We start from the raw sequence: 22,139 nt of genomic DNA, 5'->3' as shown, positions 1-22,139 counted from the left end.
ATAATGTTGGGGTGGTAGAATTTGGACCTTCGCATGCCCCGCCGCGGCGGGGTGCCTTACCGATTGCCTGCCCCGTCAAGGCGGGGGCTACTCCCCATCTTTAAGTCTATAATTTCTCATTCCACAATCTTCCCACCCATAATCTCCATTGCGGAGCTCAGGAGCGAGGATTGTTCGTGGTTGGCGGTGTTTTCTTTTTCGTTGGCCTCTTGGAGTTCTTCATCGGCCGAAGATTTTTGGACCGGCGCCAGGGTCTTGTCGACCACGACTTGGATCCGAACGGCCAATTCTAAAATCTTACTAAAAACTTCCTCGATTGTCAATCTGTTCTGCGGATCGTCGAGTTTTTCCTTGTAGAATTCATAGGGCGTGGCGAGGGTGATGACGTTGCCTTCGGTGGTCTTAATTTGGCAATTAGTCAGGAGGGCGCAGAGGGAATGGTTGTGCGGGCGGATTTCAACTAGCAGGCGGTTCCAACGGCTCTTGAGCATATCCGTATCCAGGTTGACTGCGGAATTAATTTCTGCTCTTTTGGTTGGTTGTGGTCGAGATGATTCGGCTTCAGTTTGTTTTTCGGGCGTAGAAAGGGGAGCGGTTCTGATTCTTGCTGTGGGAGTAGCTCTTGCCAGTGGCAATTCTGGTGCTTGAATTTTTTGGGTCGCTTTGATGATGGCAATTTCCAGCGCCAGTTGCGGAAGTAAAAATGAGAATAGTTTATTTTGCGCAACCAAAAGCAGATCGATGGTGGTTACGATTTGGGAGAGTTCGCTTTTCTGAGCGAGGGCGATCAGTTTTTCAATCTTATCTTGGGTCAGTTCGCGTGTGAAATAGGTCTTGAAGTTTTCATCAATCTTCATTAGCATCAGTTGGCGGAAGTGATTGATCAGGGCTTTATTAAAAATTTGTAAATCATAGCCACCGGCGATCAGCTCGTTGACTTTAGCGATTGCTTTCCCTGTATTTTTGAAAATAATCTCTTGCGCAACGTCACTAATGAAACTTTTGTCCACGGTGCCCAAAATTTCTTCCACATCTTTGGCGGAAATGTTTTGATCTTCCAGGGCGATGATTTGTCCGAGCAGTGATTCAGCGTCGCGCATTCCGCCTTCTGCGGACAGAGCAATCATTTCCAGAGCTTCTTTTTCGACGGTGATTTTTTCTTCCTTGGCGATAAGTGTTAATTTTTCAATGATGTCCGCCATTGGCCAGCGGGGGAAATCGAATTTTTGACAGCGGGAGATGATCGTGGCAGGCACCTTATGGAGTTCTGTTGTAGCTAAAATAAAAATGACGTGAGCGGGCGGTTCTTCAAGGCTTTTCAAAAGCGCGTTCCACGCCCCGGTCGAAAGCATATGCGCCTCATCGATAATGTAGGTCTTGTATTTCAAAAGCGTCGGAGGCAGGGCAATCGTTTCTTTCAATTCGCGGATATTGTCCACGCCCGTGTTTGAGGCGGCGTCAATTTCAATGATATCCAGTGATTGGCCAGATTGGATGGCGAGACATGCCGGGCACTTTTCGCAAGCGTTGCCGTCCAATTTACTTTGGCAATTGACGGTTTTGGCAAAAATCCGCGCAAAAGTGGTTTTGCCGGTACCACGTGGTCCGGTGAAAAGATAGGCGTGAGCGACACGGTCATTTTTGATCGCATTAGAAAGCGTCCGCACGATGTGCGTCTGACCGATGATTTCGGAGAAGTTTTTGGGGCGATATTTGCGGTAGAGGGTTTGAGACATAATGCGTTTAACATAAATTTAGAGCGCCAAGTTGGCACCCCTGTTGGATATTATACCACCGGAAAATATTGCTGGCAATTGATGTTTTTTATTGTTAAAAACAAAAACGACCAGTGTTGACCGGTGTTGATTTTTTCGTTTTACTATCAGCCATCTTTTACCTCTTTTGTTTCTATAAATTCAAAGCTTTTACAATATTTTTCAAATATTTCGGAACGTCTTTGAGGCAAGAGTTGATGGCGGCAAAAACTTTTTTTTCATCAATCTCGTCATATTCATGCGCCAGTCTGTTTCGCAGTCCTGCGGAATTAGCCAATGCTTCAGAAAGCTTTGACGGCAGATATTTCTTTTTCCCCAGGGCAATAAAAGAATTGTAATAATCAGTTGGAATTTGGTTTTCCAGCTCGGATAAAATATGATAATTAATGTCAATTGTTCGACCGATGATTCGTTCCAAGTATCTCTCTGCCATCACTTCGTAGTCAGCTTTGCTCAAATATGTTTTTAGCGATAGGGCGTTTAGTTTTTTCAGTTCAGAAAGATCTTTATTGATAAAAGTAATTTTTCTTGTGATGAGTTCTTTATCGATTGGCATATGCGTTTATTATTTTTTTATTCAAGTTTTTTTCCATCTGAAAATACGGCGCGTAGTCATTAAACATATGAAACGCATATAATTTGAATTTCATAAATTCCTGCTGGCTTCCGAAAAGTAGCACTGCATTTTTGCTTATTTGAAAGCTAAGGAGTGGATTGGCACTATTGATCACAGTTAAGTCAACGTTACTTTGAAAAATCTGCGAGAATTCATTTGTCAAACAAAGTTGGTCATCAAAAGAAGCTATGTTTAATCCCAAGACAGCAATATCCATATCACTGTCTGCTCGATTTTTTCCACTGGAAAAAGAACCAAAAAGAATAACCAATTTTAAATGGAATTTTTTGGCAATTTTGGCAATTTTTATTTGTTGTTCGCTTGTCAGTGGAGTGCTTTTTTCCATAGTTCTATTATATATCATTTTGACAAAAAGAAAAATCCTGCCGGTTGGGCGGGATTTTTGGCGGAAAAAAGACTATTTTTTAAAAACAATAAATTTATAACCCACAAAATTCCAAACCAATCCGACAATGCTGCCCATTGCGGCGCCGATCAGTCCCCATTGGCCTTGCGCAAGGGCGCCGGAGGGGTTGCCAAGATGAAAGACGAGGGAAGCCACAGCAACGTTGATGATAAAACCAACAATACTAACTAGAAAGAATTGCATAAACTCCGATTTCTTTTCGCCGGTTTGATTGAAGGTCCAATATTTATTCCAAGCATAGCTGTTAATGTTGGCAACGATGAAAGAAATCGCTTTATAGGCCGAGTAGAATGTGAGGACGGAAAAGACGGCATCGTTGGCGCTGATCTGGAAAGAATTGCGGAAAAAAGCGATGAGCAGAGAAAGAACGCCCATATCAACCAAAACATTCAAAACTCCGGTCACGCCGAATTTTGCTATCTGCCAAATGACGGCAATTTTTTTGCTTATGTAATAGGCGATAGTCAATCCGAATGGTGTGGCAATGAGAAAAAGTGGCACGATCCAAAGGGAGATTTTAGCATAGAGATCGGGTTTGGCGGCGGCGAGTGTCGGTAATAGTAGCAGGCCGATGAGCAGTCCGGCGCCAGTAGCAAACAAGACGTCTTTTTTCGTCATTTGGATTTCTTCCATATTTTTTTATCCCCCACCACTTTTTCGTTCGCATTCGCGACGTAGTCAGGAGAGTATTGTTTTAGTTTATTATTTTTTAACAGCTTATAGTGCAAAGTAAATAATTACCCAAAAACGAAAAAGTGGTGGGGGATGAATTATTCGTTAGATTTACTTTCTAGCTCTTTGCGCAGTTCGTCCAGGTTTGGCATCCACTCATCGATTACTGTCGGTTCATCGCTAGCAGGCTTGGTATTTATCTCGGGCGTTGTTGCGATTGCGCTTGGTTCGGTGCTTTTTGGTTTTTCATTGAAGATGTCATCGATTTTTCGAAATCCGCCGATATCTTGAACACCCTCTCTTTTAGGTGTTGCTTTTTCACGCGATTTTTGCAACAGATTTTCAATTGCGCCCCATTCGGAGTCGATATCGCGAGGCGTAACTAAAGTAACTTCATCGCCCGGCTCAACTTTAAAGTAAGTGATAGAAGCCAGGAGGACACGATAAGCCTTGCCGTCGGCCACGACAAAATAGTTACCATCCATATCTTGGTTGACTGTGCCGATGGCCATTTTTCGTACGACCGGTCCGATCTGTTTGTAGATAAAAGATCCGTCAGAGGTGATCGCCAGTTTCATCATATCACCCTTGACCAGTTTTGATTTGGAAGCGTAGTTGGCGGGGACAGGATATTGCTTGCCGTCAGTTCCCTGCATAATTTGTCCGTCAAAAGTGCCTTCGATCACTTTTTCGTTGTCATCTGCATCTTCTGTTTTTCGGCGACGTCCCGCTTTCTTTTTACCTTCGAGTTGCAAGAGCATCGATTTGGCTCCTTGTAAAGTTGATTCAGCGGCGGAAATCATATCGCGGAGCGCCTGAATTTTTTCCGCGTTTTTATTATCATCTTGAATATTTTTTTCTTCCATCTGGGTTTTGTTTTAATTTTTTTATTTTGTGATTTAATTATACATTTTTTAGAAGTTTAGTGCAAGCAAAATTTTTTAGCAGGACTGTTGATATTTTTTTGGTGGTCTTTTTTTAGTTATTTTTTATCTTTAAGAGAACCTAACTTTTCGGCTTATTAAAAGCGTGCTACTGATTTCTGTCGATATCCTGTGGATAACTTTTTGAAAAAAGGCTCAGTTTCGGTGTTTTTAGTTTTTGCTAATTGTGTTGACGGGTGAGAGCTGGTGGGGTAAAATAGATTTGTCGTTCATATAAGTGGTGGTAAGTGGGGATTTTGAAAAAATAATTATGTTTATCGGCGAATACCAACATTCGATTGATCCGAAAAAAAGATTGGCGGTGCCAAGTAAGTTTCGCAGTGAACTGAAAAACAAAGTGGTGGTGACGCGAGGACTCGACAAGTGCCTCTTTATCTATCCGATGAAAGTCTGGGAAGAATTAGCGGGAAAGCTCGGAGCAATTCCAGTGGGAGAGTCGAGTACGCGTAGCTTTGTGCGGTTGATGTTGGCAGGGGCGACAGATGTGGAAACAGACAAACAGGGCAGGATTTTGATTCCGGATTATTTGAAAGAATATGCCGGTCTCGACAAGAACGTGATCATTGCCGGAATCTATAACCGTTTGGAAATCTGGGACGAGACTAAATGGAATGAGTATAAGAAAAATGCTGAGAAAAATACTGACGAGATTGCCGAACAGTTGGGCAAGCTGGGGGTATATTAAAATCAATGACTATCCATAAATCAGTTTTGCTGGAAGAAAGTATAGAGGCATTAAATTTAAAAGAAGGTGCGGTGGTGGTTGATGCGACGCTGGGTGGTGGAGGGCATAGCCGCGAGATATTGAAAATTATAGGTAGTAGGGGAACTCTAATTGCTTTGGATGCTGATATTAAAGCAATAGAGCGGTTCGCGGAATTTCCAATTTCCTCCGCCAGCTGGCAGATCCAAAACAATTTCCAAATCCCAATTTTCAAATTTAAAAACATTTATTTAGTTAACAAGAATTTTTCTGGGTTGAAAGATATTTTACAGGCAATAGGAATTGAAAAAGCGGATGCGATTTTGGCGGACATCGGTTATTCTTCTGATCAATTGGAGGACGCGAAGCGGGGGATTAGTTTTCAGCAATTAGACGCGCCACTGGATATGCGCTTTGATCAGACTCAGGAACTGACAGCGGAGAAAATACTGAACGAATATGCGCCGGAAGATTTGGAAAGAATCATTCGCGACTACGGAGAGGAAAAATTTTATAAAAGCATCGCAAAAGGAATTATTGAATATCGGGCAAAGCAAAAAATAGAAAAAACCGGGGAGTTGGTTTCAATCATCGGTAGTCACGTGTCAGACAAATATCGACATGGCCGGATCAGTCCGGCGACCAAAACGTTTCAGGCGCTCCGAATCGCAGTTAATCAAGAATTGGATAGCCTTGATCAGTTTTTGGACTCGGCAATCGGAGCTCTCGCTCCCCACGGAAGGTTGGCGGTAATTTCCTTCCATTCGCTAGAAGACAGAATCGTGAAAGAACATCTGCGGAAAAATGCTAGGGGATGCATTTGTCCACAAGATTTTCCCGTCTGTCTTTGTGACAATTTGGCAAATTTAAAGATACTCACCAAAAAGCCAATTGTGGCCGGTCCGGAAGAGGTGGAAAATAATCCACGTTCGCGGAGCGCGAAACTGCGGGTTTGTGAGAAGATTGGAAAATAAAATCAAAAATTCATCCCCCACCACTTTTTTGCTCGCACTTCATGCGTAAAAAAGTAAATGGTAGTACGTGCTTTTGGACAACTGGAAAACAATTTCTGGGCTAGATAGATCCAGAAGCAAAAAAGTGGTGGGGGATAAAAAAACAAAAATGGCAAAAATTCTTATTATCAATAAACATAATAGTAGAATTTCTCGCGAGAAAGTCTTGGGAAAACCGCTTGAAGAAAGGTCTGCGCGGACATCGTCTTTTGCGGCGCAAAAGGGCAGTATCCGGATCGGACTGGCTAGTGCTGGGTTTATGGTCGCTTTTTTCGTGATTCTGTCGTGCGCCTATTATTTGTTCCAGGTCAATGATTTGGCAGTCAAGGGCTATGACATCCGCGATTTGGAAAACAGGATTGCTGAGCTGGAAAAAGAGAACAAGCAGATGCAGATCCGCGAGATGGAACTGCGATCGATGTATGTGATTGAAAAATCCGCGGCTGATTTCAATCTGGTTAGTCCGGCTAATGTCAGTTATCTAGAAGTCAATAATACTGTCGCACTAAGATGAAATAAAGATGGCCAATGTGCAAAGGAAAAGGAAGTATGGAATCGGTGCCCGGTGCTCTCTTGGGAAAGATTTAAAAAATCCAAGAATAAACGCTCTGGGTTTTTTAATAGTTATTATTACAATCCTGGTAATTTCCCGGGCCTACTCCTTACAGGTCGAAAGTTACGGTTACTATACTGCCTTGGCGGACAATCAACATTCTCTTTTTCGAAAATTGGTTCCGGAGCGGGGAGAGATTTTTCTCAAAGATCGAGACGCGCTATATCCTGTGGCGGTCAACAAAGAAACTAAGATGGCCTATGCCGTGCCGAAAGAAATTGAAGATGTGGACACTGCCAGTGAAAAGGTGGCAGCCGTTTTGGGTCTTGACCGGAACGAATTGATTGGTAAATTCAGTGACAAGGATGATATGTATGAAGTTTTGAAGCATCGACTGAGCGATGAAGAGATCCAAGCTCTAAATGATTTAAGATTGAAGGGTGTCCATCTGTCCAGTGAAGAATTTCGCTATTATCCGGCCGGAGAATTGGCCTCGCACGTCTTAGGTTTTGTCGGCTGGAGGGATGATGAATTTGGAGGAAGATATGGCAGTGAACTATATTTCGAATCGGAACTCAAAGGCGAAGGCGGAAAGTTGTTCCAGAATAAGGATGCTTCTGGGCGGTGGATCACGACAGGAGATCGGGACATTGCTTATGCTAAGAACGGTAATGATCTGGTCTTGACGATCGATCATAGCGTTCAGTACGAAACAGAAAAAATGTTAGCAGCGGCAGTAAAAAAATTTGAGGCAAAAAGAGGAGCAATTATCGTGATGGAATCAAAAACGGGAAAGATTATTTCCATGGCCAGTTTTCCAACATTCAATCCCAACGAATATGCCAAGGTGGAAGATATGGAAGCATTCCGAAATTTGGCGGTGAGTGACCCATACGAATGTGGCAGTGTATTCAAATCTTTTACATTGGCCTCCGCTATTGATGACGGAAAAATCAGTCCTGACACGACTTATGTCGATACGGGAACTGTCACGGAAGCGGGGTATGCGATCAAGAATTCCGATCTCAAAGCTAATGGTAAGCAGACGATGACGCAAGTATTGGAAAAATCTCTAAATACTGGAGTGATTTTTGCACAAAAGCAGATGGGCAATCAGGTTTTTGCCGATTATATCAAAAAATTCGGCTTTGGTTCGCTGACCGGAACGGATATTTATGCCGAAGTATCCGGCAATCTAACTAATCTGAAAAATCCCAAAAGAAGCATCGAGTTTTTCACTGCTTCGTTCGGACAAGGCATTACGGTGACCCCGTTGCAATTAATTTCAGCTTACAATGCGATTGCTAACAACGGGATACTATTGAAACCGCAGATTATTGATAAGGTGATGCATGATGATGGCAGTGTGACGCAAATAGCGCCTGAAGAAGTCCGTCGGGTCATTTCTCAGCAGAGCGCCTATGAAACTACTCAGATGCTTCGCAGCGTGGTGACGGACGGACATGGAAAACAGGCGGATGTTCCGGGTTATCTGGTGGGAGGAAAAACCGGAACAGCTCAGGTGGTCGGACCAAGCGGAGGATATGAAGACGGGATGAATATCGGGTCTTTTGCGGGGTTTGCTCCGACGGATAATCCGAAATTTACCATGCTGGTCCGTTTGGATGATCCGAAAGCGGTGGAGTGGGCGGAATCTAGCGCGGCGCCGACTTTTGGAGAATTGATGAAATTTTTGCTTGAGTATTACCATATCGAGCCGACCCAGGAATATTCGCAAAAAGATATGGACAAGTTTAATCAGACGCATACTTTGGAAAATTCTTTCATCAAAAATGAGCAAGACCAAAAGTTGGAAGAAGCTGAGCCTTCAGCACCAGTACCTGCAGTTACTTTAACTTCTGGAAATAATAAACAAGATGGACAAAAAACCAAAAAAAAATAATTCCAGCGAAAAAGATACCAGAAAAAAGACGCAATTGGAAAAGTTGTTGCGGTTTATGGCGAGTGCAATCCTCAAAAAATATCAGCCGCGGATAATTGCGGTGACTGGTTCGATTGGAAAAACTTCCGCCAAAGATGCGATATTTTCTGTGATCTCTAATCACTTTCGTGTGCGAAAAAGTGAAAAAAACTACAACAATGAAATCGGAGTTCCGCTGACGATTATCGGCGTGGAAAGCGGGAAGCGATCATTTTTCAAATGGCTAGGTGTAATTTTGCGCTGGCTATTTCTTTGGATTTTTCCTTCCAAGTATCCGGAAATTTTAATCCTAGAGATGGGGGCGGATCGGCCGGGAGATCTGGAATATCTGACTGATTTTGCCAAACCGGATATCTCCGTCATAACCGAAATTTCCTCCAGTCATTTGGAGTACTTCAAAAACATCGAAGCCATTTTCAAAGAAAAGGCGACGCTGGCAAAGGCACTTTCAGAAAAGGACGTGGCAATCATAAACAGTGACAATCAATATTTGGCAAAACTGAAAGAGAATCCGCGCCAATCAGGCGTAGTCGCGCGGATTTTTTCCTTCGGATTTGAGGAGAATGCCGATGCGCGGGCGCTGGATGTTTTTTTGAATCAAAATGACGATATGTCTGCTGTAGAGACACCCCGCCAGGGCGGGGCGTCTTCAATCAGCGGATTAAGTTTCAAGCTGAATTACAAGGGCACAACAATGCCACTGCGTCTGAATAATATTTTAGCCAAGCATAATATTTATGCGGCGCTGGCTGGAGTTTCCGTCGGAATCGAATTAGGTCTCAATCTGGTAGAAATCGGAAAGAGCTTGGAGAATTTTTCCCTGCCGTCTGGCCGGATGAATCTGATCCGAGGCATCAAAGATTCTTTCATCATTGATGATACATATAATTCTTCGCTCGCTTCTGCTGAAGGGGCGCTGGAAGTTTTGCGAGAGATGTGCCAAGCGCGAAAGATTGTTGCGTTAGGGGATATGTTGGAATTGGGAAAAAGTACGGAAGAGGATCATCGGATGTTGGCGAAAAAATTCTTGGAGGTTGGCGGGGATATCTTTTTGGCGGTGGGCAAAAGGATGCAATTTGCCGTGGACGAGCTAAATAAACATGAATTTGCCGGAGAAATTTACGCTTTTTCCGATCCAATGTCAGCGGGTAAGAAGTTGCAAGAAATTTTGCGTCCGGGTGATGTTGTTCTTGTTAAAGGTTCGCAAGGCATGCGGATGGAGAAAATTGTGGAAGAAGTGATGGCGGAACCGGAGCGCGCCGAGGAGCTTTTGTGCCGGCAGAATTTAGAATGGAGGAATAAGCTGTGGAAGGAGGTTTAGGATTTTACACCACCAATAAGCAACTTCAGGTAGTGGCCTGCCCCGAAATTGCGAAAGAATTTTTCGGGGTTGCTTTTTTCTTTCCAAAAGCTATAATTAGATTAGTAGCTAACTTAATCTTTAAATAATCCTACTAAAATGTCTGAAATCTTAGAGAGTCTTTTCGGTTCCAAAGAAAGGGCGCGGTTGCTTCGGTTTTTTTTGCAAAATCCCGATGTGCCGTTTGATTCGCCGGAAATTGCCAGGAGAAACATGCTCAAAGGGGCAAAAATCAGGCGAGAATTGGAAATGTTTGTGCGGGTGAAATTTGTCATCAAAAACACCCAAAAAGGCAAATTCTATTATCGCTTGAACCAGAATTTTGATTTTTATCCGGAACTGAAAAATCTGATTGCCAAATCCAATACTTCTCCCCAGTGCAAAAGTTTGGAAAAGATTTCAAAAATTGGCAATGTAAAGTTGGCGGTGATTAGTGGTATTTTCATCAACTACCACAAAAGCAAAGCTGACATGATTATTGTCGGTGATGACATTGGCAAGGCGAAGTTGAAAAATTTGATGGGCGCGCTTGAGGCGGAAATTGGTAAAGAGATCAGTTTTGTGCTCATGACGATGGAAGAATTTAAGTATCGCTTGAATATGCTCGATAAATTTATCCTAGAATTTCTCGAAGGGCCGAATGAGGAGGTAATTAATAAAATCACCGGACTGAAACAATTTATCGCGAAAAGAAAATTATAGATCTTGAAAACAAACAATGTCTGAAAATAAACTAAAATTTTTTGAGGGAAAAAGCTTGAATGGAAAAATCAAGTTTTTTTTTGGCCAAGAATTTTTCCGCAGCCGGATTGTTCTGTGGTTGCTCTTCCTCGGAGTTTTTTTTAATCTTGTCATTTGGTCAGTCTTGAAATTTTATTCTCACCCGGCGGGCAGTTCGATCATTTTGCATTATAATGTTTATTTCGGCGTTGATTCGATCGGTGCTTCCCGGGAAGTCTTCCTCTTACCTTCCATCGGCTTTATTGTTCTTTTGATCAATGTTTTATTATCTTTCTATTTCTATGTCAAAAAAGAGCGGATTGCTAGCTACGTTTTGCTTTTGGCGGCTTTGATGGTACAGCTGAGCTTGCTTATTTCCGCAATTAGTGTCATTATTATTAACTATTAAAGTCAATTTGTCCTATGTTTGTATTTCCTGATCCCAAAACTCAAGACCCGCGTGAGCGGAAAAAACAGCGGATGCTTGAGGTAATTCCCGGTACTTTGACTTGGGTGACTATTATTGGTATGTTTGCCTTTTCTTTTATCGTGCCGGATTGGGTGGCTTATTTCATCATCACGTTTGACATCTATTGGATTCTGCGGACAATTTTTATCGCTTATTATTCTGTCGAGGGTTATCAAAAATTGAAGGCGGGAATCAGAATTGATTGGTGGGAACGCTGTCAAAACATCAGTAATCCTGCAAATTATCGCGAGCTGATCAACGCACGGATCTTGCGGATGAAAGACAGTTTGCGTGAACGCAATGGAATGACAAGGCGGGATGTGAAAATTTTGAAACGAGAACTGAAACAGCAAAAAACCTATTTGAAAGAAGTTGAATCGCTGGAAAAGATCAACGATCAGATTTGGGATTGGCGTGAAATTGTGCACGTGGTGATGTTGCCGACGGCGACCGAGCCGGCCGATGTGATTGAGCCGTCAATTCAAGCCATCGAGGAGGCGAATTTTCCCAACGAGCAGATCATTATTCTTTTGGCAACCGAGGAACGGGAAAATGCCGAGCGGCGCAAAGAAAAAGTGGACTATCTCACGAAAAAATTCGCCGGAGTTTTTCGAGACTTCATTGTCACGACTCATCAGGTGCGCGATGATGAGATGAAAGCTAAGGGGTCTAATGCGACTTATGCCGCTCGCAAGCTGGCGGATTATTTGAAGGAAAAAAAGGTTGATTTCAAGCGGGTGATTTTTTCCAATTTTGATTGTGATAGCGTGGCGCACAAAGAATATTTTGCCGCGCTGACTTATGAATATATCACTGACCCAAAGCGCTTGCAACGCAGTTATCAACCGCTCCCGATGTACCACAACAATCTTTGGGATACGAACGCTTTTGTGCGGGTGATTGTGACCGGCTCGAGTTTTTGGCACATTTTTCAAAGTACCCGGTCAGACGGCATGGTCACTTTTTCTTCCCACAGTGAACCTTTCGATACGCTCCACAAAGTTAACTTTTGGCCGGTGAATATGATCAGTGAGGACTCGATCATCTATTGGAAATGCTTTACTTATTATAACGGGGACTACCGGGTCAAGCCGGTCTATCTGCCGATTTCCTTGGATGCGGTTCTGGCGGAAACTTATTGGAAAACGATCGTCAATCAGTATAAACAAAAAAGACGCTGGGCTTATGGTATCGAGAACTTCCCGGTCATTATGCGGGCGATCGGACCGAATAAAAAAATCAGTTTTCGCCAAAAATTTAGAACTGCTTTTGAGATGCTGGAGGGGCATCATTCCTGGGCGACTTCGGCTTTAATTTTGGCAATTCTTGGTTGGCTCCCGCTGATTTTAGGCGGAGACGATTTTAATCAGCAGGTGCTGGCGCATAATTTACCGATCTATACCCGTTATCTAATGACTCTGGCTATGCTTGGTCTGGCGGTTTCGATGTCTTTGAGCTTTCTCTTGCTTCCGCCACGCCCGGCAAAATATTCGCGTTGGAGAAATATCTATATGCTTTTACAGTGGGTACTGGTTCCAGTCATTGCTCCATTTCTCGGATCTTTTCCGGCAATTGATTCGCAAACTCGGATTCTTCTGGGAAAATATTTCGGTGAATTTTGGGTGACGGAAAAAATGCGCAAAAAATAAAATTTAGAAGTTGCACATTTAACCTCACAACTGTATTTTCTAAAAAAAGTACGGCTGACTCGGGCAAATGCGCAAGTCGTGAAAATAAAAAATCAGAAAGTTAATCAGTAATGCTGGTCTATGCCAAAATATCTTGTACCATTCCTGGAAGCGTTTTTTTTCACTATTCTTCTTATTGTAGTTATTTTACCGCTGGCCAAAAAAATTCCTTGGGGCAAACGTCTGGCCAAGCGACACATTCACAAAAAAGGTGTCTATCGCATCGGAGGAATCGCGATGGTACTGGCTTTCAATCTAGCTATCATTTTCAATCGCGATTTGGTCATCAGTCCGGAACTGTTCGGTTTTATGTTTGCTTCAATCGTCCTCATGCTGGTGGGTGTGCGAGACGACATCAAAGAAATTTACTGGAAAACGCAGTTGTTTTTTCAGATGGCGATTTCCGTCTTAGTTTTTGTTCTTGGGGTGCGGATCTACTATGTGACTAATCCTTTTGTAGGCGGGACGATCAATCTGAATCTGGGTAGCACGGTTTTTTTCTCACTGTTGCTGGTCGTTTTCTGGATCGTTTTTGTGATTAATGCTGTGAATTGGATAGATGGGGTGGATGGATTGTCGGGCGGAATCAGCCTGATTTCAGTCGGGACAATTTTTATCCTTAGTTTCAAACCTGAGGTTAATCAGCCACCGGTAGCGATCATTTCTAGTATCCTCTTGGGAACGCTTTTGGGTTTTTTGGTGTTTAATTTTAATCCGGCGCGGATCATTGCTGGCACATCCGGAGCGATGTTTATGGGGCTTTCTTTGGCTGTCTTGGCAATTTTTTCCGGAACAAAAATTGCCACCGCTATTTTAGTTCTAACTATTCCGCTGGTGGATTTTGTTTGGGTTATTGGTGAGCGCCTGAGAAGAGGTGAGTCGATTTTTAGGGCGGATAACAATCATTTACATCATAAGCTCTTAGAGATTGGCTGGTCGCAGAGAAAAATTGCAAGTTATTATTATCTAGCGACCCTGCTAATCGCCATTGTCGCACTGAACACAAGAACTTTTGGCAAAAGCATCACGCTTGTCCTGGCAGTTTCTATCATGCTAGCGATTTCTTTTTTGATAAATAGGCGATTAGCTGACGCAAGAAAGGATTGAAATAAAAAAGCTTATTTTTGGACTCGGGTAAATACGTAACTCCTAAAAAACATAAAATCCCTTTTGGCGCTGAGGCCACGAGGGATTTTATGTTTTTATAAAAGGGAGTAATGATATACTCGACTTATAAGGAAAGAACAGTAGAATTTTATTTCATAATAAAATCGGTTTTTTTAAATCTAGGATAACGATGGCACTCTGACGGCATATTTGTGCAAGTTTTTGAGTTGCCCGGCAGTTAGAGTTTTGGATTTCGTGATTGCGTCGGAAATTAGGCTTTTGGAAAATTCTACTGATGTTCCTATTTTTACTCCTCCCTTATGACCTACATTTTTTCTCAGATAATCTTCAATATAGATCTTGTGTTCTGGGGTGAGTGAGGAATCAGGATTTTTTTCCAAATAATCTGCCAATGCTTTTCTGGCAAGCTTGGTCGTTCCATCTCCCTTACCGGCTGTTTCGACAAAAGATTGGTCAGTTTCCTGGCTGGTTGTTACCGAAGACGTCTTAGTTGTCTTATCCGCATTAGAAGTCGCAGTATTGTCACTTGGCGTTGTCTTTTCTTCCGTACCGGCATTGTTTGCCAAATCCTTGAGAATGTCACTCTGTTGAGTCTGTTCTGTCTGATCGACATTTTGGGCGCGGTTAGAGTAAGAATAGATTCCGGCGGCGATGATAACAACAACAAGAATACTGACAATGATCCTCAAATTATCCTGAAACCATTGCTTTGCCGTAGTCGGGGAGTCTCCAAATTCATCAGCCATTTCTTCTTCCTTGTTCGGGTTGTCGTTCGATTCTTGGTTGGATTCCATAGTTTTCACCTTCCTTTCTAGTTTAAGTTTTTAATGTGCTTTCGTTGAAGCGGGTTTCTAATACTAAATTTTAGCAAAGCTGGGAAGGGCGTCAACTAGACAATTTTGGCTATTTAGGTTCTGGTATAAATGACAAAAATGTGCGGATAAATTTTGGAGTATTTATTTTTTTTAAAGATCAGATAAATATTTTTTTATGACGAATCTTTTTTGGGTTAGACTTACGCATGCGCCAAAAAATTATTCTCAAAAGCACGGTTTTTTCATTTTGGTTTTCCCTTGCTGGTTTACCAGAGGGCTGAGATGCTAAAAGAGATGAACGTGCGAACAACTTTTTGGCGCATGCGTAAGTCCTGTTGTAATTTGTTTTTTTTATTTTTAAAAATAAAAAAATATTTGCCTGTGGATAACTTTTTACTCTTGCATAATTTTTAGTGGTGGTATATAATTTATTTATGAAAAATATTTTTTAAATTTAAAAAATATTTTTCATAAAAACAAAGGTCGAAACAAAATCATTAAAAAATATTTCAGAGAGTTTCAAATAAGAAACTTTGGAAAAAAATAAAAATAGAAAGGATGGTGAACTAACATGGCAGCAAAGAAAAAAGCAGCAAAAAAAGCTGTAAAGAAGACTGTTAAAAAAGTTACAAAGAAAAAAGCTACAAAGAAGAAGAAAAAATAGTCTTTTTATAGTGTGATTTCCCGATTCGTTCGGGGAACGTTCTGTGTTTGGCAAGTTGTCAACATAGGACTTATATCAACGTTGGATATAAAACAAAAAACCGCTAACACGCGGTTTTTTGTTTATTAGGAAGGATTTTTTAATCCAAACTGATTAGGCAAACACGCCATTTTCCAGCCAGATCTTTCTCGAATTTAATTTTAGCTGAAGGCAGGATTTCTTTAATCAAAATGCCTAGGGATTTTTTTTGTTCGGGACTGATTTCTAGGAGGCAGTGAACAGTGAACAGTGAACAGTGAATAGCAAGAAGCCTAATCTGCTTTAGCAGTTTTTCATAATGTGCCAGTCCAGCCTTCGGACTAAATAATGCGGATTTTGGTTCAAAGTTTTTTACGTTCGCTTCAGTGGCGGAATAGATTTCTTTTGAGAGATAGGGGAGATTAGCGAGAATAATTAAATTGTTAAATTGTTTTATTGTTTCATTGTTTTTTAAAAAACAGTCGAGCAAATTTGATTCGATAAATTTAATTTTTGTTAAATTATTTTTTTTAGCATTGTACTTTGCGATTGCTAAGGCTTTTTCAGAAATATCGATACCGAAATAGTTTATTTGTTTATTTTTTAAATTTTTGGCGACAGAAATTATAATATTTCCCGATCCTGTTCCGACATCGATGATATTTAACGGGGCATTTTTGGCGTTTGATATTTCTTGCAGCGCTTTTTCGACCAGCAGTTCTGTTTCTGGGCGGGGGATGAGTGTGTCTTTTGTAACTTTGAAGTCTAGGCCATAAAATTCCTTGTGTCCTAGTATATACGCAATGGGTTCATGTCTCAATCTTCTCGCAAGTAGTTTACTGATCGCTGTTTCCTGTTTGCTGGTTACTGTTTTTTCCGGATAGGTTAAAACAAACTCACGAGACTGCTTGAGTTCGTGAGCGATGAGAAGTTCCAGGTCAAGACTATCTATTTTTGACCGATATTCATCGAAGATGGTTTGGATCGTAGCCACAAAATTAAAGATTGCCTAACCTCATCTTAGTGTCCTCTTCTTGGAGGGCAGTAATTATTGGTTCGATGTTGCCTTCTAGAATTCCACTGATATTGCTCCAGTTTTGCTTGATGCGGTGGTCAGTGATGCGATCTTGGGGAAAGTTGTAGGTGCGTATTTTTTCCGAGCGGTCACCGGTGCCGATTTGAGACTTCCTTTGATCTCCCAGTTCTTTTGCGCGTTTTTCTTCTTCTGCCTGCAAAAGACGCGAGCGGAGCACCTTCATCGCCTTGTCCTTATTTTTCAGTTGCGATTTTTCGTCTTGGCAAGAAACAATCACGCCGGTCGGAATGTGAGTGATGCGCACTGCGGACTTGGTAGTGTTGACGGATTGCCCGCCTGGTCCGGAAGAGCAGAAAGTGTCGATGCGGATATCTTTTTCTTCAATCTTAAAATCAAATTCTTCAGCTTCCGGGAGAACGGCGACCGTTGCCGTGGAAGTGTGGATACGGCCATTTTTTTCTGTTTCCGGGATACGTTGGACACGATGGACGCCTGATTCATATTTCATCTTGCCATAAACCCCTGCGCCATTGATTTCAAAGACGACTTCTTTGAATCCGCCTACGCCGTTCTGGTGGGAGTTGAGCAAGTTTACTTGCCAACGGTTTTTTTCCGCGTAATGTGAATACATCCGAAAAAGGCTCGCGGCAAACAGAGCCGATTCATCACCGCCGGCTCCGGCACGGATCTCCACGATGACATTCTTGGAGTCATGTGGATCCTTGGGCAAAAGCAGAGTTTCCAATTCTTTTTCCAGGATAACCTTTTTTCCAGCCAAGGAGACGTTCTCATCCATGGCCATCTGTTTCATCTCACCATCTTCTTCGCTGTTGACAATTTCCGCATTTTCGCGCATATTTTTCTCCAAGAGCTCCAATTCTTCGATTTTGCGCATCACTTCATTCAGTTCGGCCTGTTTTTTGGAGAGTTGCGTCATTTTTTGCGTATCAAAAACCACCTCAGGATTACTGAGTTCTTGGGCAATTTGGGCATATTCGGCTTTGATCTGTTCGATTTGTTCGCGCATAGGGCTGGATTGATACTCTTTGTATTATAGCGTCAAATTGAACAAATAGCAATCTTGTTGTAATAAACGTTGATCTGTGGTAGATTAAAACTATTGATAGCCAATTTTGCTACGCATTTCATGTAAGTAATTAATTACGTAATTAATTTGAGACAAAAAAATGAATCCCCAAAAGCTTGAAGCTCAAATTTTTCGCAATGTTTCTTTTTGCTGTTGCTCGAATCACTTGATTGTTTCGGGAGCGGCTTTTTTCTGTTGACGCATTAAAGAAAAAAGAATTAACACTGGCTCCCGAAATTGTTCGGGATTTTATTTTTATACACTAAAATTATGTTATATCAAAATATACTAGAAACAATCGGCAATACTCCACTGGTGAAAATTAACAAAATTAATCCAAATAAGAACTTGGAAATCTTTGCCAAGCTGGAAGGGCAAAATCCAGGTGGAAGTATCAAGGATCGCGTGGCGCTCAAAATGCTTGAGGTGGCGATTGAAAATGGCGAGTTGACTAAAAAGAAAACAATCATTGAGCCGACGTCAGGCAATACCGGAATCGGCATCGCAATGATTGGCGCGGTGCTTGGCTATTCAGTCGAAATTGTAATGAGCGCGGCTGTTTCGATGGAACGAAGAAAAATGCTCGAGGCCTTCGGGGCAAAAATAATATTGACTGATGAGAACAAAGGCACGGACGGCGCCATTGTGAAAGCACGCGAGCTTGTCAAAAACAATCCGGAAAAATATTTTATGCCGGATCAATTTTCCAACGAGTATAATAAGATCGCGCACTATGAAACGACAGCCAAAGAAATTTGGGAAGATATGACAGGCAAAATCGATTATTTCGTCTCCTCGCTTGGCACTTCCGGTACGATCATGGGCGTGGGAAAATATTTGAAAGAATATAACCCCCAAATTAAAATCGTGTGCGCTTATCCGGAAAAAGGCCACTATATCCAAGGACTGAAAAATATGGAAGAAGCGATTGTGCCGGCGATTTATGACAAGAGTCAGATTGATGAATTTGTGACGATTGAAAGTGAAAAAGCGTTTGTAATGGCGCGACGGATTGCCAATGAAGAGGGGATTTTTGTAGGAATGTCATCTGGCGCAGCGATGCAGGCGGCTGTGGAACTTTCCAAGCGCGATATCTCTGGCCGGATGTGCGTCATTTTTCCTGATCGCGGTGAGAAATATCTCAGTACCAAGCTTTGGGATTTGCAAATATTGACATAAGCTAAAATTTAATGTATTCTGCGTGAGCATTTTATAAATAGTTTAATTATTTTAAGTAAAAATGGAAGAGAAAAACACGTGCAATTTCGGAGAGCACCTGATGCTCGACGGATATCAGGGAGATCCTGAAAAGCTGAATGATAAAGAGTTGGTTTTGCGAAGTCTCACTGAACTCCCTGAACTTTTAGGGATGCATCGCTTGAGCGAACCAGAAATTTATTTTGCCAAATCGAATAAGATTAAAGACCCGGGTGGTTGGAGCGGATTTGTGGTGATTATGGAGAGTCACATTAGCGTCCACACCTTTCCAGCGCGCGGTTTTGTCAGCATTGACGCTTATACTTGCAAAAATGGGATGGATACTGCTTTTGTAGTGAACTATTTTAAAAAAATGTTTGATCTTAAAGACGTGGAAACGAATTTTGTCAAAAGAGGCACGAAATATCCTGTTTGCGATATCTGTTAGCGCTTGTATTGCACTCGGAGTAAAAAATATTGTATAATTCAAACGCAGGCCAAAAACCTGCGTTTAACCTTTAAGGCCCAAAAGCATAAAACTAATGAACACAAAACCCAAGATTCACCTGGACTCCTTTGAAGAGTATCGTATCTCTGTTCTCCGCTATATCGAATGGATGCTCAGGAACTATTACGCCGATCTGAAAAAAATTACGTTGAAGGATATTAAACGGGATGAAAAGGCAATCAACTGCTATGAAAATTTTGACGAGCTTGAACCGATCGATCAAAGTAAGATTATCACCCTGGATGATGATAAGATTAAAACACTTCCGGCGGAAAAAGCGATTTTAGCCGGAAAATTCCTCTGGGAACATACAGCGGCCGGCGAAGCGACGCGCTTGGGACTGGGAACAAAATACCTCCTAAATCTCAGTCAGTTTTCCTTGACGGAAGTCGTCTTTCATATGCGCCAAGAAGCGATCCGTGAAGCTAAGAAAGCGGGATTGGAAGGGAAGCGTTTGGACGAGGAAACGAAAAAGATCAATGAGAATATCACAGAAGAAAAAGTGTTGGAAGTGACTGGCAAGGATCCCAAGAGTCTGATGAATATTTCTCTTGGCAACAGGCACATGCTTCAGATGGCTTATGACGTGGTGCAAATTGCTAAACGGAATCACAAGAATCCCAAAAAAGTGCTGGCCAAGCAGAGCACGATCATAATCCTCAATGAACAGACAGCCGAGGAAATTTTGGAAGAATTCAAACGGTTCAATTTTTTCGGACTTGATCCAAAAAAAGTTTATTTTATGATCCAACGCAGTTTTCATGGTATCTATATCAAAGAAGGTTGTCTCTATTATGACCGGACAACAGAGAAGAATAAGCGACTGCACAATCATGGACAGTTGATCATGCAAAAAATCCACGACAATGTGGTTTTTCGCGTGGATAAAAAAAATACCAGTAAACGCGAATCGATTTCCAATAAAGATTTTGAAAAACTGCTGGCCAAGCACGATGACCTTTTATCCTATAATGTCGAAGACTTGGGTTATTTGACGTGCTCGATCGACCTGCCTAGTTTGACGCTTGCTCTTGATCTAGGAAAGAAGGGTTATTCGATGGTGATGGAGATCGTGGCGCAAAATCCGATCAAGCCCCAAAAGGGTGGAGCGAGTTTCTATGACAAAAAACTAGGGCGGGTGGTGATGATTGAAAGCAACCAGCTTAAAAATATCAAAAATGAAGAGATCAAGCACTTGAACAAAAATTTCAACCACTATCCCAACCCGGTTAAATCTTATCGCGTGATGAAGGAGAAGGGTCTACCGATCTCTTTTGAAATCAAAAGTACCTACAATCAAAGCGGCGATCCTTGTGAATACATCTACGCTTGTCCAGTGCAAGGGGACACGAATTTTCTGGTCAAAACCGCCTACGTGATGCGCAAAAACCTGAAATCTATCTACAACTGGAAATCACCGGCCACAACGCCAATCGCGGTGAAGGCGATGTTTGAACAAGACAAACAAGAAGGCTTTAAGGATTTTGCCAGGAAAATTAAAAAAGGTGAATTAATTTAATTTGAATTAAATCAGGACTTATGCATTTACCAAGGAATTATTCTAAAAGCGACGTTTCCTCATTTCGGTCAGTTTGATTTTGGTTTACTATTAGCCTTTTGTGTAAAGAGAAATGCTTGTGCGAACAACTCTTTGGCAAACGCGTAAGTCCTAAAAAAAATGAAAATTGGCATTCAAGTAGCGGATCTCGACGCAGAGCGGATCGATGGGACGCGTGTGTATATCCATAATATGTTGAAATTTTTTGGGGCGTTGGATCCGACCAGTGAATTTTTGCTATATCATAAGAATGAATTTAACCCTGAGCTTAAGTCGCCGAATTTTTCCAATTACAGGATCAAACAAAAAAATCGTCCGGTTTTTTGGACGCAAGGTTGGTTGGCAGGAGAGCTGTGCCGTGACAAGCCAGAAGTGCTTTGGATGCCAATGCACAATATTCCGCTTCGTTGCATTGGAAAGATGAAAATTGTGGTGACGGCGCATGATTTGGCCTATAAATATTTTCCCGAGTATTTCCCCAAAAAAGATTTATTCAAACTTAATCTTTTGGGGAATTGGGCGTTTAGGAAAGCGGATAAAATCATTGCCATTTCCGAGTCGACCAAAAAAGATATTTTACGGTTTTATCCGGACGTTTCCGAGAAAAAAATCAAAGTGATCTATCATGGCTTTGACGCGGAAGTGTTTGCTGTGCTGCGCAATTTGGAAATCGAAAACAAAACCAAGGAGCGGATGGGAATCGCAGGGGAATATCTTTTATATGCCGGAGCAATCCAGCCACGGAAAAATTTGGGTGTGCTGGTAGAGGCATATGATCTGTTCAAGAAAAAAACTAAATCGGAGATTAAATTGGTTATCGCCGGCGAAAGGGCTTGGCTGTCTGATGGTGTATTTGAAAAAATTACGAGTAGCCCATTTCGAAAAGATATTATCACACCTGGTCGACTGACTTTTGCCGATATGGGAACATTGGTCCGTGGCGCGAGCGTCTATGTTTATCCTTCACTCTACGAAGGTTTTGGTATTCCCGTGCTTGAGATTTTGGCTTCACGTGTACCACTCCTTTGTGCCCTAAATTCGAGCCTAGGAGAAGTGGGGGGCGATGCGCCGCTATATTTTGACGAAAAAAATCCCGCTGACTTGGCGGAGAAAATCGAGCAGGTATTGGGGAATGAGAGTCTGCGCAGTGAGATGATTGCAAAAGGCGCTGAGCAGATCAAAAAGTTTTCTTGGGAAAAATGCGCACGTGAAACTTTGGAATATTTGAAAAGTTAAGCTTATCTCG

21 protein-coding genes are annotated in these 22,139 nt (G+C 42.0%); 13 read left to right on the top strand and 8 right to left on the bottom strand.

Annotation, left to right across the window (positions count from 1 at the left end):
- Positions 1-116: 116 nt before the first annotated feature.
- The 5 genes from dnaX to WC848_03975 form a co-directional block, all read right to left on the bottom strand.
- Entirely contained in the window at positions 117-1,736 is a 1,620-nt protein-coding gene (gene dnaX / locus WC848_03995; GenBank protein MFA5961816.1) for a DNA polymerase III subunit gamma/tau, read from the bottom strand.
- A 172-nt stretch (positions 1,737-1,908) separates the two neighbouring features.
- Positions 1,909-2,331, bottom strand: coding sequence for a HepT-like ribonuclease domain-containing protein (locus tag WC848_03990; GenBank protein ID MFA5961815.1), 423 nt, complete (start codon positions 2,329-2,331; stop codon positions 1,909-1,911).
- Entirely contained in the window at positions 2,318-2,737 is a 420-nt protein-coding gene (locus tag WC848_03985) for a nucleotidyltransferase domain-containing protein (protein MFA5961814.1), read from the bottom strand. Before WC848_03985 ends, WC848_03990 begins: the two co-directional genes overlap by 14 nt.
- Before the next feature lie 72 nt (positions 2,738-2,809).
- On the bottom strand, positions 2,810-3,451 hold the full coding sequence (locus tag WC848_03980) for a GtrA family protein (GenBank protein MFA5961813.1): 642 nt from the start codon (positions 3,449-3,451) through the stop codon (positions 2,810-2,812).
- Positions 3,452-3,588: 137 nt separating this feature from the next.
- Positions 3,589-4,356 (bottom strand): hypothetical protein, encoded by a 768-nt coding sequence (locus WC848_03975; GenBank protein ID MFA5961812.1) that lies wholly within the window; start codon positions 4,354-4,356, stop codon positions 3,589-3,591.
- Positions 4,357-4,684: 328 nt separating this feature from the next.
- On the opposite strand from WC848_03975, the gene mraZ reads away from it, so the two are divergent.
- The 9 genes from mraZ (at position 4,685) to WC848_03930 (ending at position 13,989) form a co-directional block, all read left to right on the top strand.
- Positions 4,685-5,119, top strand: a complete 435-nt coding sequence (gene mraZ / locus WC848_03970) for a division/cell wall cluster transcriptional repressor MraZ (protein MFA5961811.1) — start codon at positions 4,685-4,687, stop codon at positions 5,117-5,119.
- Positions 5,120-5,124: 5 nt separating this feature from the next.
- Positions 5,125-6,111 carry a 16S rRNA (cytosine(1402)-N(4))-methyltransferase RsmH gene (gene rsmH / locus WC848_03965; GenBank protein ID MFA5961810.1) on the top strand — a complete coding sequence of 329 codons (987 nt, stop codon included), beginning with the start codon at positions 5,125-5,127 and terminating at the stop codon, positions 6,109-6,111.
- A 148-nt stretch (positions 6,112-6,259) separates the two neighbouring features.
- Positions 6,260-6,664, top strand: a complete 405-nt coding sequence (locus WC848_03960; GenBank protein ID MFA5961809.1) for a hypothetical protein — start codon at positions 6,260-6,262, stop codon at positions 6,662-6,664.
- 7 nt (positions 6,665-6,671) lie between these two features.
- Positions 6,672-8,606 (top strand): penicillin-binding protein 2, encoded by a 1,935-nt coding sequence (locus WC848_03955; protein MFA5961808.1) that lies wholly within the window; start codon positions 6,672-6,674, stop codon positions 8,604-8,606.
- Positions 8,581-9,966: a UDP-N-acetylmuramoyl-tripeptide--D-alanyl-D-alanine ligase gene (gene murF / locus WC848_03950; GenBank protein ID MFA5961807.1), complete on the top strand. Its 1,386-nt coding sequence runs from the start codon at positions 8,581-8,583 to the stop codon at positions 9,964-9,966. The genes WC848_03955 and murF overlap by 26 nt, the downstream gene beginning before the upstream one ends.
- 138 nt (positions 9,967-10,104) lie before the next feature.
- On the top strand, positions 10,105-10,707 hold the full coding sequence (locus WC848_03945) for a hypothetical protein (protein ID MFA5961806.1): 603 nt from the start codon (positions 10,105-10,107) through the stop codon (positions 10,705-10,707).
- A 16-nt stretch (positions 10,708-10,723) separates the two neighbouring features.
- Positions 10,724-11,134 (top strand): hypothetical protein, encoded by a 411-nt coding sequence (locus WC848_03940; GenBank protein MFA5961805.1) that lies wholly within the window; start codon positions 10,724-10,726, stop codon positions 11,132-11,134.
- A 14-nt stretch (positions 11,135-11,148) separates the two neighbouring features.
- Positions 11,149-12,843, top strand: a complete 1,695-nt coding sequence (locus tag WC848_03935) for a glycosyltransferase family 2 protein (GenBank protein MFA5961804.1) — start codon at positions 11,149-11,151, stop codon at positions 12,841-12,843.
- A gap of 120 nt (positions 12,844-12,963) precedes the next feature.
- Positions 12,964-13,989 (top strand): MraY family glycosyltransferase, encoded by a 1,026-nt coding sequence (locus WC848_03930; protein MFA5961803.1) that lies wholly within the window; start codon positions 12,964-12,966, stop codon positions 13,987-13,989.
- Positions 13,990-14,168: 179 nt separating this feature from the next.
- On the opposite strand, the gene WC848_03925 is transcribed toward WC848_03930, so the two are convergent.
- The 3 genes from WC848_03925 to prfA form a co-directional block, all read right to left on the bottom strand.
- On the bottom strand, positions 14,169-14,804 hold the full coding sequence (locus WC848_03925) for a hypothetical protein (protein ID MFA5961802.1): 636 nt from the start codon (positions 14,802-14,804) through the stop codon (positions 14,169-14,171).
- A gap of 824 nt (positions 14,805-15,628) precedes the next feature.
- The gene (gene prmC / locus WC848_03920; GenBank protein ID MFA5961801.1) at positions 15,629-16,501 is read right to left on the bottom strand and encodes a peptide chain release factor N(5)-glutamine methyltransferase; all 873 of its coding nucleotides are present in this window, start codon (positions 16,499-16,501) and stop codon (positions 15,629-15,631) included.
- Between the two features lie 4 nt (positions 16,502-16,505).
- Positions 16,506-17,570, bottom strand: coding sequence for a peptide chain release factor 1 (prfA, locus tag WC848_03915; GenBank protein MFA5961800.1), 1,065 nt, complete (start codon positions 17,568-17,570; stop codon positions 16,506-16,508).
- Between the two features lie 330 nt (positions 17,571-17,900).
- Between prfA and WC848_03910 the strand changes: the two genes are divergently transcribed.
- From WC848_03910 to WC848_03895, 4 genes are all read left to right on the top strand, one after another.
- Positions 17,901-18,809 (top strand): cysteine synthase family protein, encoded by a 909-nt coding sequence (locus WC848_03910; GenBank protein ID MFA5961799.1) that lies wholly within the window; start codon positions 17,901-17,903, stop codon positions 18,807-18,809.
- Positions 18,810-18,870: 61 nt separating this feature from the next.
- On the top strand, positions 18,871-19,275 hold the full coding sequence (gene speD, locus WC848_03905; GenBank protein ID MFA5961798.1) for an adenosylmethionine decarboxylase: 405 nt from the start codon (positions 18,871-18,873) through the stop codon (positions 19,273-19,275).
- Between the two features lie 94 nt (positions 19,276-19,369).
- Complete coding sequence (locus WC848_03900; protein MFA5961797.1) at positions 19,370-20,854, top strand: hypothetical protein; 1,485 nt, start codon at positions 19,370-19,372, stop codon at positions 20,852-20,854.
- 159 nt (positions 20,855-21,013) lie between these two features.
- Positions 21,014-22,129, top strand: coding sequence for a glycosyltransferase family 1 protein (locus WC848_03895; GenBank protein MFA5961796.1), 1,116 nt, complete (start codon positions 21,014-21,016; stop codon positions 22,127-22,129).
- Positions 22,130-22,139: the final 10 nt, after the last annotated feature.

The sequence above is a fragment of the Parcubacteria group bacterium genome (genome assembly GCA_041659505.1).
GTDB lineage: Bacteria > Patescibacteriota > Minisyncoccia > Moranbacterales > UBA2206 > UBA9630.
Note: the sequence above shows the minus strand (reverse complement) of the source record. Positions and strands in the feature narration are given on the sequence as shown.